Origin of the sequence: Glutamicibacter sp. MNS18 (genome assembly GCF_026107515.2) — a bacterium.
Lineage (GTDB): Bacteria > Actinomycetota > Actinomycetes > Actinomycetales > Micrococcaceae > Glutamicibacter.
In genome coordinates, this window is record NZ_JAPCHW010000004.1 from 194,194 (window position 1) to 219,544 (window position 25,351).

23 protein-coding genes and 1 riboswitch are annotated in these 25,351 nt (G+C 66.2%); of the genes, 16 read left to right on the plus strand and 7 right to left on the minus strand.

All coding sequences use genetic code 11. The features are described 5' to 3' along the window. The first annotated feature begins 16 nt into the window (after positions 1-16). Both ligA and OK351_RS06580 read left to right on the plus strand, forming a co-directional pair. On the plus strand, positions 17-2,296 hold the full coding sequence (gene ligA, locus OK351_RS06575) for an NAD-dependent DNA ligase LigA (RefSeq protein ID WP_265157068.1): 2,280 nt from the start codon (positions 17-19) through the stop codon (positions 2,294-2,296). Next, a complete protein-coding gene (locus OK351_RS06580; RefSeq protein ID WP_265157070.1) occupies positions 2,296-3,189 on the plus strand; it encodes an inositol monophosphatase family protein in 894 nt (297 codons plus the stop codon). The genes ligA and OK351_RS06580 overlap by 1 nt, the downstream gene beginning before the upstream one ends. A gap of 140 nt (positions 3,190-3,329) precedes the next feature. Here OK351_RS06580 and nagB read toward each other — a convergent pair whose 3' ends face one another. Continuing rightward, positions 3,330-4,118, minus strand: coding sequence for a glucosamine-6-phosphate deaminase (gene nagB, locus OK351_RS06585; RefSeq protein ID WP_265157072.1), 789 nt, complete (start codon positions 4,116-4,118; stop codon positions 3,330-3,332). A gap of 437 nt (positions 4,119-4,555) precedes the next feature. On the opposite strand from nagB, the gene OK351_RS06590 reads away from it, so the two are divergent. From OK351_RS06590 to OK351_RS06620, 7 genes are all read left to right on the plus strand, one after another. Beyond that, complete coding sequence (locus OK351_RS06590; RefSeq protein WP_265157074.1) at positions 4,556-5,086, plus strand: GNAT family N-acetyltransferase; 531 nt, start codon at positions 4,556-4,558, stop codon at positions 5,084-5,086. Between the two features lie 75 nt (positions 5,087-5,161). Further along, entirely contained in the window at positions 5,162-5,716 is a 555-nt protein-coding gene (locus OK351_RS06595; protein ID WP_265157076.1) for a maltokinase N-terminal cap-like domain-containing protein, read from the plus strand. An 86-nt stretch (positions 5,717-5,802) separates the two neighbouring features. Continuing rightward, entirely contained in the window at positions 5,803-6,099 is a 297-nt protein-coding gene (gatC, locus tag OK351_RS06600) for an Asp-tRNA(Asn)/Glu-tRNA(Gln) amidotransferase subunit GatC (protein ID WP_265157078.1), read from the plus strand. A gap of 4 nt (positions 6,100-6,103) precedes the next feature. Then, positions 6,104-7,642: an Asp-tRNA(Asn)/Glu-tRNA(Gln) amidotransferase subunit GatA gene (gatA, locus tag OK351_RS06605; protein ID WP_265157081.1), complete on the plus strand. Its 1,539-nt coding sequence runs from the start codon at positions 6,104-6,106 to the stop codon at positions 7,640-7,642. An 11-nt stretch (positions 7,643-7,653) separates the two neighbouring features. Then, positions 7,654-9,156: an Asp-tRNA(Asn)/Glu-tRNA(Gln) amidotransferase subunit GatB gene (gene gatB, locus OK351_RS06610; RefSeq protein WP_265157083.1), complete on the plus strand. Its 1,503-nt coding sequence runs from the start codon at positions 7,654-7,656 to the stop codon at positions 9,154-9,156. A gap of 190 nt (positions 9,157-9,346) precedes the next feature. Continuing rightward, a complete protein-coding gene (locus OK351_RS06615) occupies positions 9,347-9,865 on the plus strand; it encodes a GNAT family N-acetyltransferase (protein ID WP_265157085.1) in 519 nt (172 codons plus the stop codon). Positions 9,866-10,077: 212 nt separating this feature from the next. Beyond that, positions 10,078-10,299 (plus strand): protein kinase family protein, encoded by a 222-nt coding sequence (locus OK351_RS06620; protein ID WP_265157087.1) that lies wholly within the window; start codon positions 10,078-10,080, stop codon positions 10,297-10,299. A 325-nt stretch (positions 10,300-10,624) separates the two neighbouring features. Here the strand turns inward: OK351_RS06620 and OK351_RS06625 are convergent, their stop codons facing one another. Then, complete coding sequence (locus tag OK351_RS06625; protein ID WP_265157089.1) at positions 10,625-11,530, minus strand: LysR family transcriptional regulator; 906 nt, start codon at positions 11,528-11,530, stop codon at positions 10,625-10,627. Between the two features lie 135 nt (positions 11,531-11,665). On the opposite strand from OK351_RS06625, the gene tdh reads away from it, so the two are divergent. Together tdh and OK351_RS06635 are read left to right on the plus strand one after the other, a co-directional pair. Then, positions 11,666-12,712 carry an L-threonine 3-dehydrogenase gene (tdh, locus tag OK351_RS06630; protein ID WP_265157092.1) on the plus strand — a complete coding sequence of 349 codons (1,047 nt, stop codon included), beginning with the start codon at positions 11,666-11,668 and terminating at the stop codon, positions 12,710-12,712. 10 nt (positions 12,713-12,722) lie between these two features. Continuing rightward, entirely contained in the window at positions 12,723-13,943 is a 1,221-nt protein-coding gene (locus OK351_RS06635) for a glycine C-acetyltransferase (RefSeq protein ID WP_265157094.1), read from the plus strand. A 443-nt stretch (positions 13,944-14,386) separates the two neighbouring features. On the opposite strand, the gene OK351_RS06640 is transcribed toward OK351_RS06635, so the two are convergent. Continuing rightward, entirely contained in the window at positions 14,387-16,129 is a 1,743-nt protein-coding gene (locus OK351_RS06640; protein WP_265157096.1) for an HNH endonuclease signature motif containing protein, read from the minus strand. A gap of 195 nt (positions 16,130-16,324) precedes the next feature. Between OK351_RS06640 and tpx the strand changes: the two genes are divergently transcribed. Then, the gene (gene tpx / locus OK351_RS06645; protein ID WP_265157098.1) at positions 16,325-16,822 is read left to right on the plus strand and encodes a thiol peroxidase; all 498 of its coding nucleotides are present in this window, start codon (positions 16,325-16,327) and stop codon (positions 16,820-16,822) included. A gap of 108 nt (positions 16,823-16,930) precedes the next feature. Here the strand turns inward: tpx and OK351_RS06650 are convergent, their stop codons facing one another. Both OK351_RS06650 and OK351_RS06655 read right to left on the minus strand, forming a co-directional pair. Beyond that, positions 16,931-18,181: an N-acetylglucosamine-6-phosphate deacetylase gene (locus OK351_RS06650; protein WP_265157100.1), complete on the minus strand. Its 1,251-nt coding sequence runs from the start codon at positions 18,179-18,181 to the stop codon at positions 16,931-16,933. Between the two features lie 4 nt (positions 18,182-18,185). Then, complete coding sequence (locus tag OK351_RS06655) at positions 18,186-19,055, minus strand: phosphotransferase family protein (RefSeq protein WP_265157102.1); 870 nt, start codon at positions 19,053-19,055, stop codon at positions 18,186-18,188. A 103-nt stretch (positions 19,056-19,158) separates the two neighbouring features. Here OK351_RS06655 and OK351_RS06660 point away from each other — a divergent pair, with 103 nt between their 5' ends. After that, on the plus strand, positions 19,159-19,944 hold the full coding sequence (locus tag OK351_RS06660) for a CPBP family intramembrane glutamic endopeptidase (RefSeq protein ID WP_265157104.1): 786 nt from the start codon (positions 19,159-19,161) through the stop codon (positions 19,942-19,944). Between the two features lie 155 nt (positions 19,945-20,099). Here the strand turns inward: OK351_RS06660 and OK351_RS06665 are convergent, their stop codons facing one another. After that, positions 20,100-20,744 carry a VOC family protein gene (locus OK351_RS06665; RefSeq protein WP_265157106.1) on the minus strand — a complete coding sequence of 215 codons (645 nt, stop codon included), beginning with the start codon at positions 20,742-20,744 and terminating at the stop codon, positions 20,100-20,102. 178 nt (positions 20,745-20,922) lie between these two features. Next, positions 20,923-21,043, plus strand: a riboswitch (SAM riboswitch). A 95-nt stretch (positions 21,044-21,138) separates the two neighbouring features. On the opposite strand from OK351_RS06665, the gene OK351_RS06670 reads away from it, so the two are divergent. Continuing rightward, the gene (locus OK351_RS06670; RefSeq protein WP_265157108.1) at positions 21,139-22,482 is read left to right on the plus strand and encodes a bifunctional o-acetylhomoserine/o-acetylserine sulfhydrylase; all 1,344 of its coding nucleotides are present in this window, start codon (positions 21,139-21,141) and stop codon (positions 22,480-22,482) included. 3 nt (positions 22,483-22,485) lie between these two features. After that, positions 22,486-23,625 (plus strand): homoserine O-acetyltransferase MetX, encoded by a 1,140-nt coding sequence (locus OK351_RS06675; RefSeq protein ID WP_371931390.1) that lies wholly within the window; start codon positions 22,486-22,488, stop codon positions 23,623-23,625. Between the two features lie 134 nt (positions 23,626-23,759). Here OK351_RS06675 and OK351_RS06680 read toward each other — a convergent pair whose 3' ends face one another. Then, positions 23,760-24,617, minus strand: coding sequence for an SGNH/GDSL hydrolase family protein (locus tag OK351_RS06680; RefSeq protein ID WP_371931398.1), 858 nt, complete (start codon positions 24,615-24,617; stop codon positions 23,760-23,762). A 79-nt stretch (positions 24,618-24,696) separates the two neighbouring features. Here OK351_RS06680 and OK351_RS06685 point away from each other — a divergent pair, with 79 nt between their 5' ends. After that, positions 24,697-25,350 (plus strand): alpha/beta hydrolase, encoded by a 654-nt coding sequence (locus tag OK351_RS06685; protein ID WP_265157115.1) that lies wholly within the window; start codon positions 24,697-24,699, stop codon positions 25,348-25,350. Position 25,351 lies beyond the last annotated feature (1 nt).

Sequence of the window (25,351 nt, forward strand, 5' to 3'; positions counted from 1 at the left end):
AGGCAGAATAAGGGGTGTGAGTCAAAACCCTGTTGCCCCCGTGAATTCCCCCGCCACCCCGCCGAGTGAGGTGCGCGAAAAATACGATGCGCTCGTCGAGCAGATCCGCACCCACCGCGACGCCTACTACCAGCAGGACGCCCCGCTGATCTCCGATGCCGACTACGACGCGCTGTTCCGCGAACTGCAACGTATCGAGGGACAGTACCCGATCCTGGCCGGCCAGGACTCGCCGACCGCGGAGGTCGGCGGCGAGGTCTCCGCGGCCTTCTCCCCGGTGGTCCACGCCAGCCGGATGTACTCGCTGGAAGACGTGTTCTCGCTGGAGGAACTGGGCGCCTGGCTCACCCGCGCGCAGGCCAATGCGCTGCGCCTGCATCCGGACACCCCGGTCGGCTGGCTATGCGAGGTGAAGATCGACGGCCTGGCACTGAACCTGACCTACCGCGGCGGCAAACTGGTGCGCGCGGCCACCCGCGGGGACGGTACCACCGGCGAGGACGTGACCCACAACGCCCTGACCATCGCCGAGATCCCGCACGAACTGTCGGGCACCGGCTGGCCCGAGGAATTCGAGGTGCGCGGCGAGGTGTTCATCGGCACCGAGGACTTCAACGCCTACAACGCGGCGCTCATCGCCCAGGGCAAGGCCCCGCTGGCCAATCCGCGCAACGCCGCGGCCGGTTCGCTGCGCCAGAAGGACCCGGAACAAACCGCCAAGCGCCCGTTGCGCATGTTCGTGCACGGTTTGGGACGCAATGCCGGGCTGGGTATCGCCAACCAGTCCCAGGGCTATGAGCTGATGGCCAGCTGGGGGCTTCCGGTCTCCCCATACAGCCGGGTGGTCACCTCCATCGACGAGGTCAACGACTTCATCACCGAGCACGGCGCCAAACGCCACGAACTGGTGCACGATATCGACGGCATCGTGATCAAGGTCGATGACCTGGCCACCCAGGAGCAGCTGGGGTACACCTCCCGGGTGCCGCGCTGGGCGGTGGCCTACAAGTACCCGCCGGAGGAAGTGCAGACCAGGCTGCTGGACATCGCCGTCCAGGTCGGGCGCACCGGGCGGGTCACCCCCTTCGGGATCATGGAACCGGTGCTGGTGGCCGGTTCCACCGTGGCCCGGGCCACCTTGCACAACCAGGAAGTGGTCAAGGCGAAGAACGTCATGATCGGGGACACCGTGATCCTGCGCAAGGCCGGGGACGTGATCCCGGAGATCGTCGGCCCGGTGCTGGCGCTGCGCGAGGGCAACGAGGAGAACCTGCGCGAATTCACCATGCCCACCCACTGCCCCAGCTGCGGCCAGCCGTTGGCCCCGGCCAAGGAGGGCGACGTTGACATCCGCTGCCTGAACGCGCAGAACTGCCCGGTGCAGCTGACCGAACGGATCGCCTACCTGGGCAGCCGCAACGCCCTGGATATCGAGGCGCTGGGCTACGAGGCGGCAGCCGCGCTGACCAGCGGACCGGGCGAGGACCCGGCCGGCCAGGGCGGGCTGGTCCTGCCGGCCGGTCCCGGCCCGCTACGCAACGAGGCCGAGCTCTTCGGACTCAAGGACCGGCTGGAGGACCTGGCCAAGGTGCGGGTCTGGCGGGAGAAGCGTTCCAAGGGCGAAGGCACCGGGAAGTTCGAGCTGGTCCCGTACTTCTTCACCCGCGGCACCGCGGCCAAGCCCCCGGCGCCCACCAAGATGACCCTGAAGCTGTTCGACGAGCTGGAAAAGGCCAAGGAACAGCCGCTCTGGCGGGTGTTGGTGGCCCTGTCCATCCGGCACGTCGGCCCCAACGCCTCCCGCGCCCTGGCCACCCGCTACGGGTCAATGCAGGCGCTGCTGGAAGTGGTCGACGCTCCCGGCGCCAGCCAGGAACTGGCACAGATCGACTCGGTCGGCTCGATTATCGCCGACGCGGTCGTGGACTGGTTCGCGGTTCACTGGCACCGGCAGATCGTCGAATCCTGGGCCGCGGCGGGGGTGAAGATGCGCGACGAGGTCGATGACAGTGTGGTCAAGCACCTGCAGGGACTGGCGATCGTGGTCACCGGCACCCTGCAGGGATTCAGCAGGGACACCGCCAAGGAGGCGATCATCGTGCGCGGTGGCAAGGCCACCGGCAGCGTCTCGAAGAAAACCGATTTCCTGGTGGCCGGCGAGGCTGCAGGTTCCAAGCTGGACAAGGCCCACTCGCTGGGAGTCCCGGTGCTGGATGAACACGGATTCAGCATCCTGCTCGACCAAGGACCAGATGCCGCCCGGGCCGCCGCCCTGGGGCAAACCGAAGGAGAATAATGGTACCGAAGCAACCCATCGACCACGATCCACTGGTGCTGTTGTCCCGGCAGGCCGCAGCCGCCGGGGCCCGGGTGCTGGCCGGGCGCACCACCGGCCCGCTGGGATTGGCGAACAAGACCGAGGCCGGGGACTGGGTGACCGATTACGACCGGAACGCCGAGGAAGCGATCCGCAACACGATCATCACCACCCGCCCCAATGACGAGCTGACCGGCGAGGAATTCGGGCACCACACCCCGGGTAAGCCCAGCGGCTACCGCTGGAGCATCGACCCGCTGGATGGCACCGCGAATTTCGTACGTGGCATCCACTACTACGCCTCCTCGGTGGCGGTCTGCCGGACAACCGCCGATGGTGGCGAGCAATGGCTGGCCGGGGCGATCTCCGCACCGGCCCTGGGCGTGGAGTACTACGCCGGCCGCGGCCTGGGCGCCTGGAAACACGACCTGAAAAGCCACACGGTCACGAGGCTGCAGGGCCCGATGGACTCCGACGCGAAGGTGCTCTCCACCGGATTCGGCTACGACGTGGCCCGCCGCCAGTTCCAGGCGCGGATGCTCTCCGAGCTGCTGGTGGACTACGTCAACATCCGGCGTATCGGTTCGGCGGCCCTGGACCTGTGCCTGGTCGCCGAGGGGGCGCTGGAGGCCTACGCGGAATTCGGTACCCAGGAATGGGACTGGGCCGCAGGAGCCCTGATCGCCGAGGAAGCCGGGGCCCCGGTGGGTCGACCGGTGGGCTATCCCGGCTGGCAGTATGCCGGACTTATCGACCCGGCCAAGCTGCGTTTCCCGGACAGCGCCCCGGACACACAACCGGAAACGGATGCCCAAGAGGACAACAGCGCAACCAGCCCGGCGCCCGCCGGCGGGAGCACCTCCGGGACATAGTCAGGGCCCCATCCCGGTCACCGGTCCGGGCAGCTGTGCCCGCCCGGTAGACAAATCCGCCTGGTGGGCGGGCCCCGAACCGGGGGTCCGGCACACCAGGCGGTGCAGGCACACGGATCCCGTCCGGGAACCGGGCCGGGTTAGAAGGTCAGCGCCTGGGCCGAGGCGTCGTAGTACTCGCGGTGCTGCAGGTTGGTTGCGGCGGCCTCATCCACCACCAGGACCGCGTCCTGGTGCAGCTGCAGGACCGAGGCCGGGCAGGATGCAGCCAGCGGACCTTCGATCGCCGCGGCGATCGCCTCGGCCTTCACCCGCCCGGTGGCCACCAGCACCAGGCGCCTGGCCTCGAGCATGGTGCCCAGCCCCTGGGTGACCGAATGGGTGGGCACCTGGTCCGGGGAGCCGAAGAAGCGGGCGTTGTCGTTGCGGGTCCGGGCCGTCAACCGGGTCAGGTGGGTGCGGCTGCGCAGCGAGGTTCCCGGTTCGTTGAAACCGATGTGCCCGTTGGACCCGATACCCAGGATCTGGACGTCGACACCCCCGGCGGCGGCGATGGCCTCGTCGTAGTGCCCGGCGGCGGTTTCCAGGGTGCGCAGCTTATCGGCGGCGCCCAACGGTACGTGCAGGTTCTCCTCCGGCAGGCCCAGCACCTGGCAGACCTCGCGGATCAGCGTCTGGCGGTAGGACTGCTCATGCGTTGCCGGCAGCCCCACGTATTCGTCCAGCGCGAAGCCGGTGGCCTGGGAGAAGTCGAGTTTCCCGGCCTTGACCAGCTCGGCCAGCTGGCCGTAGAGGCCCAGCGGGGAAGAGCCGGTGGCCAGGCCGATGACCGGAGGACGGTTGTCGACATAGCGTTCGAAACCCTCAAGGACGCTGTCGGCCGCCAGTGCTGCGACATCCTCGGGGGTGGAACCGATGAGTACCTTCAATACGATCTTCCTTAGAGAATCATGATGACGTGGCCGCCGGAACCGGCGGGGTCTGTGTCCACAGTCCGGTGACGTCCTCGTCTCCCACACCTTGCCTGCCGAAGCACGCGCTGAACCCATTATTTTCGATATTACGCGTTTTCGCCCCGTGGTGGGGTGCGATTTCACCGTTGGACACTTCACGGGCCGGGCCCGTGCAGGAAGCCCGCCGCGTGATTTCCGGCACTGGCCGGTGGTGCCGTGGTCCGGTGGTGGGCAGCGCAGGGAATCCCTGGAAAACCACCAACCATTTGGGGACTAGGGGTTTTAGGTGGCGCTGCGGGTAGATGCCGGGGCCGCGGCCAGCCCGGAGATGAAGGAAAATGACAATCCGGTTTTGTAGGGAGTCTCACCCTGTGCCTGTGCGTCGGCCGGAAAAATGAAACACTGGATGGATCATGACTGTTACAGCACCAACCACCGCATCCCCCGGCCAGCTGACCATCGAGGAGGCCACCGCGGCCGACTACGAGCGGATCGGCGATATCACCGTCGACGCCTATGTGGCCGCCGGGCACTTCGAGGATCCCAACCACGAATACATGCACTTCGTGCGCCAGGTCGCGGCGCGTCATGAGCATTGCACGATCCTGGTCGCCAAACGCGAGGGGCGGGTTATTGCCAGCATGTCGTTGATGCGGCACGGCACCAAGTACGCGGATATCGCCCGGCCCGGGGAATTGGAGATCCGGATGCTCAGCGTGGATCCGGCCACGCAGCGTTCCGGTGCCGGACGGGCCATGGTGGCCGCGGCCATGGACCGGGCCCGGTCGCTGGACGGGGTGCACACCGTCTCGCTGACCACCGGCGGGCACTGGGAAGGCGCACGTGCCCTGTACGAGAAACTCGGGTTCACCCACCAGTCCGACCGCGACTGGTTCGTCCCGGACACCGACATCCGCCTGGTGGTCTACACCCACGCGTTGTAGTCCCGGGCCGCGGCGCACCCCGCCGGCCACGGATCCTCCCTTGCCGGGCGAGGGTTTTCTTGGAACACTGTGGCCATGGGAATCATCTACGCCACCACTATGGACCCGACCAAGACCGAACTGCTCACCGCATGGCTGCCCGGGCAGGATTTTTTCGTCGGCACCGGCATCCCGCAGCTGGAGACCCTGGGAGGCTTCCGGCTGGAGGATCCTGCCGGTGAGGTGGGCATGGAGTTCATCCTCGCCGTCGACCGCCAGGACGCCGAGAACGTGCTCTACCACCTGCCCTTGAGCTACCGCGGTGCGCCTATCGAGGCAGCGGAAGAGCACCTGTTGGGCACCAGCGAACACGGGGTGCTGGGACTGCGGTACATCTACGACGCTGCCGGGGACCCGGTCTGGCAGCAGTGCGTACGCGAACTCTTCGCCGGACGCAGTGTGCCGCAACACCAGAACGACTCGGACACCAGCGAGCCCCGGGTGGTGGTGAACGAGCCGGGCTCCTCGCAGGGGCGTATCGAGATCATCCGCCGCCCGGTGGCCGGCACCGGGCAGGGGCGTGTGGTCATCGGAGTCTGGCAGGACACCGACGGCATCGGACAGAGTGGTCCGGTATTGCGCATGGCGTAACGCACCCCACGACGTCCATGCCGTGCCGCGGCGGCGCAGGGGCTAGAATTGGATGAGAAATCCAACCGCCCATCCTAGGGAGATATATGTCTGCCATCAGCCGTGAGGACGTCGTGCATTTGGCACGCCTGGCCCACATCGAGATGAGCGACGCAGAGCTGGACAAGATGACCGGTGAACTCGGCGTAATCGTCGATGCCATCGCATCAGTCAGCGAAGTCGCATCCTCCGACATCCCGGCCACCAGCCACCCGATCCCGCTGACCAATGTGTTGCGTGAGGACATCGTGGGACAGACCCTGTCCAATGACGAGGTGCTGGCCAATGCACCGGACTCCGACTCGGGCCGATTCAAGGTCCCGGCAATCCTGGATGGTGAATAGCTCCATGAATGAACTGATCAAGCTATCGGCCACCGAACTGGCCGCCAAGCTGCGTGCCGGGGAGGTCACCAGCGTGCAGGCCGTGCAGGCGCACCTGGACCGGATCACCGAGGTCGACACGGCGCTGAACGCCTTCCTGCACGTGAACGCCGAGGAAGCCCTGGCCGTGGCGGCCGAGGTCGACGCGATCCGTGCCGCCGGCGGTGCCCAGGCCCAGGCCCTGCATCCGCTGGCCGGGGTGCCGATCGCGATCAAGGACCTGATCGTGACCAAGGGCCAGCCCACCACCGCCGCATCGAAGATGCTCGAAGGCTGGATGAGCCCGTACGATGCGACCGTGATCGAGAAGATCCGTGACGCCAAGCTGCCGATGCTGGGCAAGACCAACCTGGACGAGTTCGCGATGGGTTCCTCCACCGAGCACTCGGCCTACGGGGTCACCCGCAACCCATGGGACCTGAACCGTATTCCCGGTGGATCCGGCGGCGGTTCGGCCGCGGCCGTCGCCGCCTTCGAGGCCCCGCTGGCCCTGGGGACCGATACCGGCGGTTCGATCCGCCAGCCCGGTGCGGTCACCGGCACCGTGGGCGTGAAGCCCACCTACGGTGCGGTCTCGCGCTACGGTGCGATCGCCATGGCCTCCTCGTTGGACCAGATCGGCCCGGTCTCCCGCACCGTGCTGGACTCGGCCCACCTGCAGGAACTGATTGGCGGACACGACCCGAAGGACTCCACCTCGCTGGCCAACCCGCTTGAGGGCCTGGTGGCCGCCGCCGAATCCGGCGCCGCCGGGGACCTGTCCGGGCTGCGTGTCGGGGTCATCACCGAGCTGCAGGGCGAGGGCTACCAGGACGGCGTGCAGGCACGCTTCGAGGAATCCCTGGAACTGCTCAAAACCGCCGGGGCGCAGATCGTCGAGGTCTCCTGCCCGAACCTGAAGTACGCGCTGGGCGCCTACTACCTGATCATGCCCTCGGAGGTCTCCTCCAACCTGGCCAAGTTCGACGGCGTGCGCTACGGCCACCGGGTGCTGCCCGAGGATGGCCCGTTGACCATCGAACGCGTCATGGGGGCGACCCGTGCCGCCGGTTTCGGCGACGAGGTCAAACGCCGTATCGTGCTGGGCACCTATGCGCTGTCCGCCGGCTACTACGACGCCTACTACGGTTCGGCGCAGAAGGTGCGCACGCTGATCCAGCGCGACTTCGACGCCGCCTTCGAGCAGGCCGATGTGCTGGTCTCGCCGACCGCGCCGACCGTCGCCTTCGAATTGGGTTCAAATGACGATGACCCGCTGGCCATGTACCTCAACGACGTGGCCACCATCCCGGCGAACCTTGCCGGCATTCCGGGCATCACCGTGCCCGGTGGCCTGAGCGATGGCCTGCCGGTGGGCATCCAGTTCCTGGCTCCGGCCTTCGAGGACGCCCGCGTCTACCGCGCCGGAGCCGCACTGGAAACCCTGCTGGAAAAGCAGTGGGGGCACAGCCTGATTTCGCAGGCACCGGCCATCACCGCTGACTCGATCGCGCAGAAGGCCTAGAGGGGGAGCAGATGAGCACCGAAGAACTTGTAGATTTTGACGTTGCACTGGAAAAGTACGATCCGGTGCTGGGCTTCGAGGTCCACGTCGAGCTGAACACCAAGACCAAGATGTTCTCCGACGCGCCCAACGCCTTTGGCGATGAGCCGAACACCAACGTCACCCCGGTTGACCTGGGATTGCCCGGGGTGCTGCCGGTGGTGAACAAGACCGCTGTGGAGTACTCCATCCTGATTGGTCTGGCATTGAACTGCCAGATCGCCGAGAAATGCGGTTTCGCCCGGAAGAACTACTTCTACCCGGACACCCCGAAGAACTTCCAGACCTCGCAGTACGACGACCCGATCGCCCATGACGGATGGATCGACATCGAACTGGAGGACGGGGAGGTCTTCCGGGTTGAAATCGAACGCGCCCACATGGAGGAGGACGCCGGCAAGCTGACCCATCTGGGTGGTGCCGCGGGCCGTATCCAGGGCGCGGATTACTCGCTGGTGGACTACAACCGTGCCGGGGTGCCGCTGGTGGAGATCGTCACCAAGCCGATCACCGGTGCCGGCAAGCGCGCACCCGAGCTGGCCCGCGCCTATGTGGGTGCGATCCGCGAGATCGTGAAGAACCTGGGCGTCTCGGATGCGAAGATGGAACGCGGTAATGTGCGTTGCGATGCCAACGTCTCGCTGATGCCCAAGGGGGCGGAGAAGTTCGGCACCCGCACCGAGACCAAGAACGTGAACAGCTTGCGTGCCGTGGAGCATGCGGTGCGTTTCGAGATCGAGCGCCACGCGGCGGTGCTGGACTCCGGGGAAAAGATCGTTCAGGAAACCCGCCACTGGCATGAGGACACCCGTTCCACCACCTCGGGCCGACCGAAGTCGGATGCCGATGACTACCGCTACTTCCCGGAACCGGACCTGGTTCCGATTGTGACCACCGCGGACTGGATCGAGGAACTTCGCTCCCGGCTACCCGAACCGCCGGCCGAACGCCGCAAGCGGCTGAAGGCCGACTGGGGCTATGCGGACAAGGAATTCCGTGACGTGGTCAACGCCGGGGTGCTGGACGAGATCGAGGCGACCATCGCCGCCGGGACCACCGCAGCGGTGGCCCGTAAGTGGTGGATGGGCGAGATCGCGCGCCTGGCCAAGGCTGCCGACAAGGAGATCGCCGATCTGGGCGTCAGCCCGGAAACCATCGTCGAACTCGATGCGCTGATCCAGGGCAAGAAGATCAACGACAAGATCGCCCGCCAGGTCCTGGAATACGTGGTGGCCGGCGAGGGCACCCCGGCGCAGATCGTCGAAAAGCGTTCGCTGGCCGTGGTCAACGACGACGCCGCGCTGGGCAAGGCCGTGGACGAGGCCATGGCCGCCATGCCGGATGTGGTCGAGAAGATCAAGGGCGGGAAGATGCAGGCCATCGGCGCGCTGATGGGACCGGTCATGAAGGCCACCCGCGGGCAGGCCGACGCCGGCCGCGTTCGCGAACTGGTCATGGAGAAACTGGGGCTCTGATCCCGGGATCCCATACCTGACAAGGCCCATGCCTTCCTCCCCACCGGGGAAGGCATGGGCCTTTTGGTTCCCCGCGGACCCGCGAGCGGGGGTCGGACAGGGCCGCTAGCCTGGCATCCGAAGACTCCACACGGATCCGAGGGGGGAAGGGCGGCGCCGTCCCCGGCGCGGCCGCATCACAATGGCGCACATGAGCACCGACCGACACCGGGTAGTGATCAAGCCCGCCACCCTGGAACACGTTCCCGCCATCCAATCCGTCGGCCTGCTCACCTGGCCGGCCACCTACCTGCCCTTCACCTCACCGGAGTACGTCCTGGCGAACCTGAACACCTGGTGGACCCGCGAGGCGGTGGAGCACTCGGTACGTATCGACAGGACCGTGATCGCGGTCGACGACAACGAGGTCATCGGCACGCTGAGCCTGGGGGAATGTGAGGGGGACTCGGTGATCTGGAAGATCTACGTGGTACCCGCAGCCCAGGGCCGGGGGATCGGATCCGCATTAATGCGCCATGCCATCGAGGTGGCGGGCAACGACCGTGCGCTGCGACTGGAATACGTCCAAGGCAACGAGCATGCCCGGGGCTTCTACGAGCGTCACGGGTTCAGGCACGATTGCGACGAGGATCCCGGAGACGGGACCATCACCGTGTGGATGCGCCGACCCAGCGGGCCCTGCCTGCCCCGGATCGCCGGGACCGACTGACGTGGGCACCGCTGAACCCGCTCCGGGTTTCGCTACGGACGTCGCGGGGCTTCTGAGCAGGCCGCCGTACCGATACGCTACCTCGCCACGAACTGGGGCAATACCGTCTTCCGCCTGGGCGAGCAACTGGCAGCCAATGAGCAACGGTGGCACCCGGTGCAGGCTGAGGATACCGGGCTCCTACCCGTCCCAAGCTGAGCGCCGGCCGCTACTTGCCCGGTGGCAGCACTCCGGGGCTGGTGCGTGAGCGGCGCGAGGCCTCTGCGGGGCAGGACACCGGGTACCTCGCCGCGTTACATGTCCCGGAACTCGCCGGGACACCGGGCAATGCCTTCCAGGGCAGGCCGCTGGCGGCGATCGATGCGGGCACCCGGCGACGGCTGGATTCCCCTGCACCCACACAATACCGTGGGCAGTGGTACCAAGGCCGATGAGAGCCGACTGGGCACCCTGGTGGATTGCGGGGACCTGTGCGCCGGGGACTCGGCCTCGGACCCAGGGATGCTAAAACAGTAACGGGTGGAATGCCTTGACCCGGTGTTCCCGAAGACTCAGCGGGGTCCAGCGGTGGGCTCTGCTCTCCAGCGGTGAACCACGTCCCCCTTTGCCGCCGGGGGTGTGGTGATGACGTATCGAAGCTGGCGCACCCTTCCTTCATGACGCTGTTCCTGGGTGTTGGCAGGCGGTGCCTGCCTTTTCCATAAGCTTCCTGCCGGGAGCCCGATCCGGTGGGCGGGTGTGGGGCTCGGAGTCCTGCGATCAGGTGACTACCAAGTGCTGCACCGTACTGCGGATTGCCTCGATGACATCATTAACTGGTGCCCGGTGCAGGTGCTCGGCTCGAACTAACAAGTCGATTTGTCGTCCTGAGTTGAGCCCCTTAATCGGACGTAAAATCACCTCTTTGCCCAGAGACTCGCGGGCCGTATATCTGGGTAGGATACCCAAGCAACCACTAGTTCTAACCAGTGCGCTGGCCGTGGCATAGTCATTGACCCGGTGTTCGACCGTTGGGGCGCGACCGGCCAGTGCGGCAATTGTTTCCAGTACATCGGCCGGCGAATAGCCCGTCCGGGAAACCACCCAAGGCTCCCCGATCACCTGTTCGGGGGAGAGCTCCTCGAAAGGGGCTAGCGGATGGTTGATATGCACCGCGATGTCCAATGGTTCAAATGCCAAGGGAATGACCGTGACGTGGTTTTCGGGCCACGGTGCGGTGTGCGGCATCCGGTGGGCGAGTACCAGGTCGTACCTTGAGGTCAACCCGGGAAAATCCTGTTGCGACACGTCCTCGTCGTAGAACCGCAGCGGCGGAAGGTTACCGGATGGCCAGGCCAGGAGCGGAGCGAAGATCTTCTGACCTATCGAGTGGAACCCCGATACCCGGATTGGAGTCTGCCGGTCCTGGTCTTGTGCCTGGATTTTTGCGCTGGCCTCGGCCAGTGTCGAAACAACCGAAGCGGCGGCCGCGGCGAGGAGTTTGCCCTCGCTGGTCAGTACCAGTCTGCGGCCGTTCTTCTCCGTCAACGGAACGGAAAACCCCCTTTGCAGCTGGGCCAGATGCTGGGATATAGCCGACGGTGAGACATACAGGGATTTGGAGACCGCGTTGACACTACCCAGGTCCGCCAACTCCCGCAGGATCTTCAGCTGATGCAATTCCATGAAGTAAATACTAAATCGTCAGATCAGGATTTCGCAGATCAACTAAGGTGTCTTCCGTGGCCGGTCGGTGCGACACTTGAATAAATCCCGCTTTCTGTGCGCACGCCACAGGTGCTCGACATGAAGGAAACACTGATGAAAGCTCTATACAAGTCCGGTCCACACGCCGGACTGGAACTGGTGGATCGACCGGAACCGGAACCCGGCGTCCACGATGTGAAGATCCGGGTCATGACTACCGGCATCTGCGGCACCGACCTGCATATCGAGGCCTATGACGAAGCCGCGCAATCGATGATCAACACCCCGCTGGTCCCGGGGCACGAATTCTATGGCGAGGTCGTCGAGGTCGGGTCCTTCGTCACCGGAGTCAAGGTGGGGGACCGGGTCTCCGGCGAAGGACACATCGTCTGCGGACTGTGCCGCAACTGCCGTGCCGGACGCCGCCAGATGTGCATCAACGTGAATTCCGTGGGGGTGCAGCGCGACGGGGCCTTTGCCGAATACGTCGTGATCCCGGAATCCAACGTGTGGGTGCATACCGATGAGAAGATCACCCCGTTGTTGGGGGCGATTTTCGACCCCTTCGGCAATGCGGTGCACACCGCCCTGCAGTTCCCGATCATCGGCGATGACGTGCTGGTCACCGGGGCCGGGCCCATCGGCCTGATGGCCGTGGCCGTGGCCCGCCATGCCGGGGCACGGCGCATCGCCATCACCGACGTCTCCGAACGGCGCCTGGCCCTGGCCCTGGACATGGGCGCGGATCTGGCGGTTAATGTCGGTGAATCCCGGATCGCCCAGGCCCAGGAACAGCTGGGCCTGGTGGAGGGCTTCGATTTCGGTATGGAAATGTCCGGTCATGCCGCGGCCCTGCCCGAAATGATCAACAACATGAACCACGGCGGCAAGATCTGCATGCTGGGGCTGCCCACCAGTTCGATCGATATCGACTGGGGCAAGGTGGTTACCCACATGCTCACCCTGAAGGGCATCTACGGCCGGGAAATGTACGAGACCTGGTATGCGATGAGCGCCATGCTCACCAGCTCGGATGTGATGCGTGAACGGATTTCCTCGGTGGTGACCGACTACCTGCCGGCCACCGAATGGGAGCAGGGATTCGCCGCGGCCCGCGGCGGGCAGGGCGGCAAGGTCGTTCTCGACTGGACAGTTTTCTAGGAGTAGTGGAATGTACACGGATATGAAAAACCAGCTGGCCGAGGAACTGGCGGCGCTGCGCGAGGCGGGGCTCTACAAGGCCGAACGCCACATCGATTCGCCACAGTCGGCCCGCATCCAGGCCGGGGCCTTGGGCGCCGAAGCCCGCGAGGTGCTGAACTTCTGCGCGAACAACTACCTGGGGCTGGCCGACGACCCGCGGATCATCGCGGCCGCGAAGGCCGCATTGGACGAGCGCGGCTTCGGCATGGCCTCGGTGCGTTTCATCTGCGGCACCCAGGACATCCACCTGGAACTGGAACGGCAGATCTCCCGCTTCTTGGGTACCGCGGACACCATCCTGTTCTCCAGCTGCTTCGATGCTAACGGCGGGGTGTTCGAGTCGCTGTTCGGTGCGCAGGACGCGATCATCTCCGATGCGCTGAACCATGCCTCGATCATCGACGGGATCCGGCTGTCCAAGGCCGCCCGGTTCCGCTACGCCAACCGCGACATGGCGGATCTGGAAACCCAGCTGCAGGCCGCGGCGGCCCTGAACGACGGGGCAGGGGCACGACGCACCATCATCGTCACCGACGGGGTGTTCTCGATGGACGGTTACCTGGCCCCGTTGGCCGAGATCTGCGACCTGGCCGACAGGTACGGTGCGCTGGTGATGGTGGATGACTCCCACGCGGTGGGATTCATGGGGCCGACCGGGGCCGGAACACCGGAACACGCCGGGGTTTCGGACCGGGTGGACATCTACACCGGCACCTTCGGCAAGGCATTGGGCGGGGCCTCGGGAGGCTACGTCTCAGGCCGCGCCGAGATCGTGGACATGCTGCGCCAGAAGGCCAGGCCCTACCTGTTCTCCAACTCGCTGGCCCCCTCGATCGTGGCCGCGACGCTCACCGCCCTGGAACTGGTTGCCGGTAGCGCGGAACTGCGCAACCAGCTGGAGGTCAACGCGGCACTGTTCCGCACCCGCATGAGCGAAGCCGGTTTCGAGTTGCTGGACGGCGAACACGCGATCATCCCCGTGATGTTCGGCGACGCGGTGTTGGCCGGCAAGGTCGCCGAGCAGATGCTTGAGCGCGGGGTCTTCGTCACCGCGTTCAGCTACCCGGTGGTGCCCCAGGGCCAGGCGCGCATCCGCGTGCAGCTTTCGGCCGCGCACAGCTCCGAGGACATCGAACGCTGTGTCCAGGCGTTCATCGACAGCCGCGCAGCGGTAGCCGACGCCCGGTAGTAACAGACCGCACGTCAGGGCCCGTGCCCGGGAATGGATTCCCGGGCACGGGCCCTGACCTGTTTTCTTTCCGAATCCTGGCTCCTTAGGGTCGATTCCGCGGACTATCCTGAATCCCGGACGTGCAGGCGGCAACGGGTGGCCGCACGGCAGGTCTCGGCTGGTTTCGAAGGAACCGCGCCGGACGCGGTGACCCGGTACCCGTCTGGAGCAGGACGAATAAGCGCGATGTACAAGCCTGACCCAGGTCAATATTGGGGAACCGGGCGCTGGGTTCGTTGTCCGGATGACCCCGTGAGGTTCGGCAGTGCTGGTCGCGGGTGTGCAGGAGCGGACGGGGTCCCCGCAGGGTGGCAATCGGGCCGACGCCCGGTTGCCGGAGGTCCTGTTCGCCGTGCTCCCGGCCTTTCAACCGGGCACGTCGGAGGGAAGCCGCCAGCCAGCTACACGGTTTCCCAGTAGGTGTTGCGCTGCGGGGTCTGGGTGGGATCCATATACCGGGGCAATAACACGTGGGGAAGTCCACGGTACATGATCACCCTAATGATCCCGGCCTGCTCAGCGGTGTGGTGCAACCTGCATAACAGGGTGCCCTGGCCGATGTCCGTGGGGCATCCGCCCTGCCAACCACCGTCCCCGGCATGGTGGACATCGCAGGATTCGGGCGGGTGGCTGCATCCGGGAACAATGCAGCCCCGGTCCCGGGCAATGATGCCTTTTTTCATGTAGTCCGGGTAGAGGCGGCTGAACCGCCCCAGATCCAGGATCTGCCCGTCACCGCCGAAAACGACGGGGATGATCTTGGCCTTGCAGAGCAGCTTGCGAAGTTCGGCAGGTGAGAGCCTCACCCCGTGGGACGTCAACCCGTGGGCGGTGGCCAGATCCTGCAGGTCATCGAGTTTGAGGAAAACCAGGAGTTCAGGTTCAACGGTCTTGACCGTTTGCTTGTCTCCACATCGGCATTTGCCCTTGCCCTTCTTGGCGGACCTGCTGCGGCTGGACTGGCGTTGCTCAACCAGCGCCATCAACGCGTTCATCCGGCGGATGGGTGGCGGTAGTTGTTCGATGAGCCGGTCGGCGATGCTGACTTCCTCCGCCATCGTGCCCGGATCAGTCCCGGGCCGCGGAGACGGCTCGGTTGCAGCCGCAGCCGTAGCCGACTCCGGATCGGCCTTCTGATCGGGAAGGTCCTGCGCTTGTGGGTCCCTGGCCCATTCCGGGACCGGGTCGGTGGACCGCAGCCAGTCTCCGGCTTCCGGTTCGGGGACCCCATCATGGGCGGGGGCGTCTGAGGTGGATAGCCTGGCGGCGGTCCCGGCCTGGGTCTTGGGGTTGTCCGCCTGGGCGATCAGTGAACGCAGCAGTCCGGCGTTGGCACCGCGCACCCGTAACCGGTATTCGTCCACCCCGTTGACGGTGCGGACCTTGAACAAGCCTTCCGCGGGGGTCTTGGTCTCGGTATGTTCCTGCGTGTAGCCGGAGACCATCGAATCAATGTGTTTGCGGGCGGTGACCGGGTCGCGGGTTTCCAACACCCGGGCCGCGTGCTGTTCCAGCGGTTGCCCGTCGGAGTGCCGTGCCGACGGTGGCAGCGGGACGCCGGCGGCGATGGTGTCCTTCGGTTCCAGTCGGTTCAGTGCCCGCGCGGTGCGGATCACGGCGCGTGGGTCCACGGAGGGGTTCCGATAGCTTTCGGCAAGCCGCTCATAGCGTGGGGAGGTGAGGGTACCGGCGACGGTGATCCGGCCGATGACCAGTTGCGCGTCCTGGAGCATGCCGGCGGCCTCGTGGTAGTCGATATGCAGCCAGGCGGCCAGGAAATCGGCCGGGGTCTTGTGGCAGGGGCGGCCGGTGGCATATCTGGCGGGGCGCGAGTAGTCGGTGCGGTTCTCGCGTAGCGCGTCGTACTCCTCCACAGCCAGGGTGTGTGCCCCGGTGGCCGCGCTGTGCATAGCCAGCACGATCCGGGCGCGTCCGGCCAGATGGTAGAGCTGTTCCACATGGCTGGCCAGCGCCGCGGCCAGGCGGGGGTCATCACGCCCGGTGCCGGCGTCAATGGCATGCTGCAGCATTCGCAGGGCCAACCCGACAGTGTGGGTCAGTACCTGCGGTGAGAGCCGCTCGCCCTCGGCGTCGACCGCCCGGTGCAGTGCCTCCATGGCGGAGGACAATGAAATCTGGTTCATGGCCCCATCATGGTCCGGAGCGCAACAAGATGGTGGAGGCATCGCCAGATTGTGGATAACCACGGTGCCACCGGACCGCGGCACCAACTTCAATCTTGGTATGGTGTGGCCGTGCCGCACACGCTCAGAGCTAAATTCACGACTTGTTCGTCCCAATCATGGTTTGGGCAGGTGGGGTCGTGATAGACAAGGACTATGGCTACTACTGCAATTGATGGAAACCCGATCCAGACCGTAGGCGAGCTGCCAGCCGTTGGCACCAAGGCTCCCGAATTCACCCTGACCGGCACCGACCTGGGCGATGTCACCAGCGCCTCGCTGGCCGGCCGCCGCGTCGTGCTCAACATCTTCCCATCGGTGGACACCGGTGTTTGCGCCGCGAGCGTGCGCCAGTTCAACGAGCTGGCCTCGAAACTGGAGAACACCACCGTGGTGTGTGCCTCGCAGGACCTGCCCTTCGCCCTGGGCCGCTTCTGCGGTGCCGAAGGCCTGGAGAACGTGGTGGCCGCCTCGGCCTTCCGTTCCAGCTTCGGCGCGGATTACGGACTGACCCAGGCCGACGGTCCGCTGCGTGGGCTGCTGGCCCGCACCGTCATCGTGCTCGACGAGGACGGCAAGGTCATCTACTCGCAGCTGGTTCCGGAGATCAAGACCGAACCCGACTACGACGCCGCGATCGCCGCGCTGGGCTAGGCTCCGCGACACCGACCTGAACCGGCCGGGTGCCCACCTCCCGGGGTGGCGCACGGCCGGTTCTTCATGCCCCGCCTGCTGTGGGAGCGGCAGGCTCCAAGTCCCGTCTCAGGTTCCGAGGTCTGTACGGGCCGGTGTTGTGGCGGCGGGCTGCGGCTCCAGCAACCGGCCGCGGCGGAACACCCGGAGCAAGGACAGCCGGGCATCAAGGACCAGCACATCGGCGTACAATCCCGCACGCAGGCTGCCGATCGAGTCGGACAGACCCAGCACCCGCGCCGGGACACCGGTGGCCGAAGCCAGCGCCTGATCCAGCCCCACCCCGGCCGCCACGGTGCGGCGCAACACCTGAAGCAATGTTGCGGTGCCCCCCGCCAGCGAGCCATCGCTGGCCAGCCGGGCTTCCCCGCCGTCGACGGTGACCTCCTGCGGGCCCAGGGTGTACCGCCCATCGGGCAGTCCGGTGGCGGCCATGGAATCGGTGACCAAGGCGATGTTCCCGGCACCGACGAGGGCGAACACCATCCGCACGGTGTCCGGGACCAGGTGAACTCCGTCAGCAATCAGCTCCACCACCGCCCGGCCGCGACGAGCCTGTTCCAGACAGGCGGCCAGCGGTCCGGGGACACGATGATGCAATGGCGGCATCCCGTTGAACAGGTGAGTGACCGTCGGGGTGGACGGCAGCAACGGATGCTGCGCCAGCCGAGCGTGGGCGTGCTCCAGCGAAGCGGACGCCTGGCCGGTGTCGGCATCGGTGTGCCCCAGCGAGGGCACCACCCCCAGATGTACCAGCAAGCTGACCAGTTCCGTGCTTCCGGCCAATTCCGGGGCGTAAGTCATCGTGCGCAACGACCCCCGGCTGGCCGCGGCCAGCTCGCGGACGAACTCCGGCTGCGGCGCCGAGAGGTGGCGTGGATCCTGCGCCCCGCAGCGGACCGCGGAGAGGAACGGACCCTCGGCATGGATACCGGCCAACAACCCCGCCTCGACGAATCCGGCTAGGACGGCGGCTGCCTGCAGCATCGCAGGACGCCCGGCGGTGACCAACGAGGCCAGCAGCGTCGTGGTTCCGGCGCGGTGCAGGAAACCGATGGCCTCGGTCACCGGGCCGGGCATCGGGTTGGGGAAATCGGCGCCGACCGCCCCGTGGCAGTGCAGGTCGACCAGTCCAGGGGCCAGCAGGGCGCCGGGCGGCACCGGATGCTCACTGAATTGTGCGGCATCGGGCCGGGTGAGGAAAGCGATACGCGTTCCGGCGAAGACGATGCGCTCGCCGGTGACCGCCAGCGCGCCGTCGGGCACGGTGGCACCATCAGTATGCAATGGGGCGAAAATCACGAAACTGGGGCTGGACATGGGTTTAGTGTAGCTTTCGGGAGCTGGCGCTGGCACTGCAGTCCGCCGCAGCACGCAGGATCCGCGGACCGATCTTGCGCAATAACTTGCCCAGGTTGGGGGAGTCGGTGCGCGAAATGGTGTCCGAAAACCGTTCCAGGCTCATCAACCCCAGCCAGATCCGGGCCCGGTGCGCCTGGTCGGTATCGGGGGCGATCTGCTCGATCATCTCCTGCCCGTGCCAGAGGGCCAGATAGGCGGTGTTCAGCGCCGGATCCCAGGCGGCGGCCAGGTCCCAGTCCAGGATCCCGGCCAGCTGCCCGTCGACCCAGTGCATGTTGTGCCCGGCCAGGTCCCCGTGCACCAGCGAGCGCGGGGCACCGGCCAGCATCGGCAACTGGTCCCAGAGGGTGCGCGCCGGGCCGCGCAGCTGCCCGGGCAGCGCGTCATGGGTGGCGGCGATGCGTTCTTCGGTCCATTCGCCGCGGAAGGCGAAGGGCGCGGCAAGCAACGGTTCCAGCGTTCCGATGTCCACCGCGGCCAGCTCGCGCACGATGCGGCGCAGGATGAGAGGATCTCCGCTGTGCGGCGGGTGGGCGCTGCCCGGAATGAAGCTCATTGCAACATTGCCCAGGCCCCCGGCCTCGGTGATCGGGCCCAGCGGCCGCGGGGTATCGATGGGCAACAGGTCCGCCACCGCCTGGTGCAGCGCCACGTTGCGCGGCATGTCGGCGCTCACCTGCGCGGTGCGCGCCATCCGGATGGCCGCGTGCGGGGCCAGGACCAGCACCCGGTGGAACTGCCCGCCCTCCTCCACCCGGGCACCTGCCGTATCCAGGCCGGGCAATAGCCGGGAGGCCAGCTGGAGTTCATCGGGGGTGGCGGCGCGGCTCATCGGGGCCCTTCGGGATCGGGAACGGGTCTGGCTACTACGCTAATGCACGAAACGTGGGCGGAAAATCAGCTGCGGCACAGCCCTCGGGCCTAGGATCGGAAACGTGCAAAGCAATCTGGTGGATAACAACCCGACCGGCAGGGTCCCGGGGCCCGGCGTGCTCAAATTCGAGGTCGTGCTGGTATTGGCCCTGTGCCTGGGCCAGAGCGCGGTCTATTCGGTCATCAGCTTCCTGGACAAGGTCACCCGTGCGCCGTTGCGCGAGCAGACCACCTCCATGAACAACCCATTGAGCGTGCGGCCGTGGTTCGACCTGGCCTACCAGCTGCTGGATATCTTCTTCGCGCTGGTTCCGGTGGTGCTGGCCCTGTACCTGCTGTCCAGGTCGCTGGGGCTCGGTGCCCGGCATCTGGGATTCGACTTCGCCCGGCCCGGACGGGATGCGGCCTGGGGTGCCGGACTGTTCGTGGCCATGGGACTGGGGACGCTCGGGGTCTATGCCGCCGGCCGGATGCTGGGGGTGACCACGGCGTTGTCGGTGGCGAACCTGGCCGATTACTGGTGGACGGTGCCGGTGCTGCTGCTGTCCGCGGCGCGCCATGCGGTGCTGGAGGAGGTGATCATGCTGGCCTTCCTTTTCGCCTACGGCAAGGCGCTGCGGCTGTCGCCGTGGCTCATGATCATCGCCTCGGCGCTGTTGCGCGGCAGCTACCACCTCTACCAGGGTTTCGGCCCGTTCATCGGCAATGCGCTGATGGGTGTGGTCTTCGGGTGGTTCTACCTCAAATACGGCAGGGTGATGCCGTTGGTGATCGCGCACTTCCTGCTTGACGCGGTGGGATTCGTGGGCTTTGCGCTGATCGGCCCGGCCATCGGCATCGGCAGCTAGGACAGCAAGGGCAGCCGGTGCGGCTGCGAACACCGGCCGGTGAAGCCCGTAGGCTATTCGCCCGAACCAGGGCCGGCAGAGGACGAAGGCAGGGGGCGGAACCGGGTTCCGCCCCCTGCCTTCGGGGCACCGTGGCCGAAGCACGCTGCGTTTGCCTAGAGCACGACCTCGCCCTTGGCTGTCTGGAAGGTGACCGAGAGGATACCCGGGGTCCCGTTGGGCGCCAGGTAGTTCATGGTCACTTCGCCCAGCTGGACCTGGTCGGGGTGTCCGAGCCAGTCCAGGACCCGGTCGCGTGAACCGGCGATGGTGATCTCGTCGATGTAGCCGGTGGGCTCCAGCGCCCGGGACGGGTGCAGGTCCTCGGTGCCGTCGTCCCAACGCAGCAGGTAGGGCACCTGCGGGTCGGCGATCAGGCCCTTGATGCCGATCTGCTGCCAGGTCAGTTCCCGGCCATCGGGGAACTTGCGGTTGCCCGGGACCGACTGGCGGCCCAGGCGCTGCTCGGCGTCCGTGAGGTCGTCGAGTGACACGCACCAGCCCATCCAACCTCCACCCAGCTCGGACCGGGCGCGGACGGCCTGGCCGAAGGGGGCCTTGAGGCTGGCGGGGTGGTTCAGCACCTCCACCACTTCGAGGTACTGGTTATGCTTCAGCGGGAAAATTACATTGCGCGTTCCGAATCGCGGGTGGACGCCGCCCTTGACGAATTCCAGGCCCAGGGCCCCGGAGATCCGTTCGGCGGTTTCCAGTAGGCCCTCCGGGCCACATGCGTACGAAACGTGATCTAGCCTCATCATGCGCCCATCATGCCACCAATGTGATCCCCGTCTCGACTTAGGTTCACCTAAGCGCGTCTCCGGGTGTTGACGCTTCGGCGGGAAGCGCCGTGGTCCCGGTGGTTTTATGACCGAATGCGACAGTTTGCCCGGGGGTGGGATTGCGTTGTCCGGCGGCCGTGCGTCACACTGGATGCTAGGTCATGAGTCCCAGCAACAAGCCCCGGCTTGCTGGGCGGCAACCCTCCAACCGCGGTGGGGTGCCCCGGGTGAAGACCTGGCCCTGTGCGCAACATGCGTGCTAAGGACAAGCGCGGGTTACACCCTGGGAGTTGGCAGATTCTGTACACCCCTCAGGGGTGTTCTTCAGTGGTGTACCCCCGGAAGTAGTTGATGAACTATGGGAGGAATACCAATGAGCGAAAACTGGTCGTTCGAGACACGCCAGATCCATGCCGGACAGACCCCGGATGCGCACACCGGCGCCCGGGCCCTGCCGATCTACCAGAGCACGTCCTTCGTGTTCCCCGATGCCCAGACCGCGGCCGACCGGTTCGCGTTGCAGGACCTCGGGCCGATCTACACCCGCATCGGCAACCCCACCCAGGAGGCGGTGGAGAACCGCATCGCCAGCCTGGAAGGCGGCGTCGGGGCCCTGCTGCTGTCCTCGGGGCAGGCGGCGACCACCTTCGCCATCCTGAACCTGGCCGAAAGCGGGGACCACATCGTGGCCAGCCCGAGCCTGTACGGCGGCACGCAGAACCTGTTCAAGCACACCCTGAAGAAACTGGGGATCCAGGTCAGCTTCGTGACCGACCCCGACGACCTGGAAGCCTGGCGTTCGGCGATCCGGCCGAACACCAAGGCGTTGTTCGCCGAGGTGGTCTCCAACCCCCGCCAGGATGTGCTGGATATCGAAGGCGTCGCCGGGGTAGCCCACGCGGCCGGGGTGCCGCTGCTGGTGGACAACACCCTGTCCACCCCGTACCTGATCCGCCCGATCGAGTTCGGGGCGGACATCGTGATCCACTCGGCCACCAAGTACCTCGGCGGCCATGGCACCGCCATCGCCGGGGTGATCGTGGACTCGGGGAACTTCGATTTCGCGGCCGACCCGGAGAAGTTCCCGGGCTTCAACACCCCGGACGAGTCCTACAACAACCTGGTGTTCGCCCGCGACCTGGGGGTCAACGGGATCCTGGGCGCGAACCTGGCCTATATCCTCAAGGCGCGTGTGCAGTTGCTGCGCGACCTGGGCTCCGCGCTCTCCCCGTTCAACGCGTTCCTGATTGCCCAGGGACTGGAAACCCTCTCGCTGCGCATCGAACGCCACGTGTCCAATGCGGTGGCGGTGGCCCGCTGGCTGGAGGAACACCCGCAGGTGGAACAGGTGGCCTACGCCGGACTGGAATCCTCGCCGTGGTTCGAACGTGGACGCAAGTACGGGCCGAACGGCACCGGGGCGATCGTCTCCTTCGACCTGGCCGGCGGGGCCGAGGCCGGCCAGGGGTTCGTGGACGCCCTGCAACTGCACTCCAATGTGGCGAATCTGGGTGATGTGCGGTCGCTGGTGGTGCACCCGGCATCCACCACCCATGCGCAGCTGACCGAGGAGGAACGCGCCGCGGCGGGGGTCCGTCCCGGGCTGGTCCGGCTGAGCGTCGGACTGGAGAACATCAAGGACATCCTGGCCGACCTGGAACTGGGCTTTGCGGCCGTGGCCGCGGACACGAACAAGAACCTGGCGGAAACCCACTAGTAAATGACTGCGATTGTGACTACTGAAGAATCCCTGGAAAGCACCCTGGACACCGGCTCTGGCACGAGGCGCCAACTGGTGGTCGGGGAGTACGCCTTCGAAACCGGTGGCTTCCTGCCCGAGGTGGAATTGGCCTACGAGACCTGGGGACGGTTGGACTCCGGCGCATCCAATGCCGTGCTGGTCACCCATGCGCTCACCGGCGATGCCCATGTGAGCCGGGGGGATTCGGATTACGACGGCTGGTGGGAGGACTTTGTCGGTCCGGGCAAGGCGATCGACACCGAGAAGTACTTCGTGGTCGCGGTGAATATCATCGGTGGCTGCAATGGCAGTACCGGTCCCGGCTCGGCCGATGCCAACGGGGTGGCCTGGGGTTCGCGCTTCCCGTTCACCACCATCAAGGACTCGGTCCACCTGGAAACCCGATTGGCCGACGCCCTGGGTATCGAGGCCTGGCATACCGTGATCGGCGGCTCCATGGGTGGGGCACGCGCCCTGGAATGGGCCGTGCTCTACCCGCAGCGGGTGCGCAACCTGGTGGTGATGGCCGCGTGCGCGCAGGCCACCGCCGAACAGATCGGCTTCGCGCAGGTGCAGAGCCAGTCCATCCGACTGGATCCGCATTTCGCCGGCGGTGACTACTACGGCACCGGCCACGCCCCGGACGCGGGGCTGGGCGTTGCCCGTCGGTTGGCGCACCTCACCTACCGGTCCGAGGCCGAACTGCAGGCCCGCTTCGGCCGTGCGGGACAGCGGACCGAGGACCCGTTGGGTGCGGCCAGCTGGCCGCGTGGACGCTACATGGTTGAAAGCTACCTGGACCACCAGGCGGCCAAGCTCACCCGGCGGTTCGACGCGAACAGCTACCTGGTGCTCACCGAGGCGCTGATGAGCCACGATGTGGCCCGCGGCTTCGAGTCGCTGGAGCACGCGCTGGGCCGGCTGGCCAACGTGAACACCGTGATCGCCGCGGTGAGCAGCGACCGGCTGTACTTCCCGGAGCAGTCCGAACAGCTCGCGGCCCTCATCCCGGGAGCCGGGCCGGTGTGCTACATCGACTCGCCGATCGGGCACGACGGATTCCTGACCGACGCGAACCAGCTCGCTGGCGTACTGTCCCAGCGCGTCTTCACCGACTAGCGTCGCAATCGCAGAACAACTACCAGCGGCCCCTGTCACCAGTTAGCGGTGACAGGGGCCGCTGCCTTGTGCAGAACCGGCCAGCCGCATGGAACGCCGTGCAGCCGGCAACGGGTGGAACCCGCCGGGTGGCGCTACTGTCCGGCGCCCAGCGAATCGTTGGGTGCCGGGGTGACGAACGGGGTGGGTTCCGGGCGCTTGGGGGTAATCCCGTCCCCGGAGGACTGGTGGCGCAGACGGCGAAGGACCCATGGAGCCAGGTGTTCCCTCGCCCACTGCAGGTCCTCCAGCCGGGCGGTACGCCAGGTGCGGGTATCCGGCTCGAAATCCATTTCCGGCACCAGCGGATGCGGGACGTTCAGGGCATCGAGTACCATCGCGGCAATGGTCTGGTGGCCCAGCGGGGAGAAGTGCAGGCGGTCCTCGGACCACATGGAAGGATGATGCAATTCGCGCAGGGCCCACAGATCGGCCACCACCGCGTCATGACGTGCCGCCACGGTGCGGATGTTCTCGTTGTAGATGGCGACCTTGCCGCGGATACCGCCCAGCACCGGGGTATCACGGATGTCCGGGCCGTTGAAGATCAACAAGGTGGCCCCGGTGCTGGCCAGCCGGGCCACCGCGGCCTCTAACTGGTCGGCGATCTTGTCCGGATCGCCGCCCGGCCGCAGGACGTCGTTGCCGCCGGCGCAGATGCTGATCAGGTCCGGGTTCAGGGCAATCGCCGGTTCAAGCTGTTCGTCGATGATCTGCTTGATCAGCCGGCCGCGGATGGCCAGGTTCGCGTAGGAGAATCCATCGACCGTGGAACTGAGCTGCTCGGCCACCCGGTCGGCCCAGCCGCGGTGGCGGCCGGGATTGTTCTCATCCGGATCCCCGATCCCTTCGGTGAAGGAATCACCCAGGGCGATGTAGCGTCGCCATGGGTGGGTGCCGGCGTTGTCGGGGGACACTGCTTCTTCACTGGGTTTCTGTTCCACACCCAGAATGTTACTCGTAAGTACGCCGAGTTCAAGAGCGGTCGTGAAATATCATCCTTCCGGCGTAGCCAGTAGGCTGGGAGGCACTATGGACCAAACTTCTGCTACCCCGGTTGCCCTGATTTCCCGCTCCGAAACCGAACGTGCCGGCACCCCGTTGCTGGTGCTGCTGCACGGCTACGGCTCCAACGAGCAGGACCTGATGGGCCTGATGCGGATGCTGCCCGAGGAGTTCACCTACCTGTCCGTGCGGGCACCGTTGCAGGCCGGCCCCGGTTACTCCTGGTTCCCGCTGAGCCAGGATATCGACTTCTCCATCGAGTCGGTGGAAACCAGTGTGCTGGCCCTGTGGGAATTCCTCTCCCAGGTCATCGGCGAGTTCTCCTCGGTGACGCTGCTCGGATTCTCCCAGGGAATGGCCATGGCCACCTCGCTGGCCCGTTACCGACGCGAGGCGATCACCGCGGTGGTGGGGCTCTCCGGGTTCACCGTCGAGGCCCCGGACTCAGCGGTCCTTGACGATGCCGCGCTTGAAGCCAATCCGCTGCCGCTGTTCTGGGGCCGTGACCTGGCCGATCCGGTGATCACCCGCGACAAGATCGAATACACCATGGGATGGGTGCCCGGGCATACCGAGCTGACCCATGAAACCTACCCGCAGATCGGGCACTCGGTATCGGCCGAGGAACTTGAGGACGTCAGCGCCTTCCTGCGCAGGTACGTACTGGATTCGGCCACGTAGG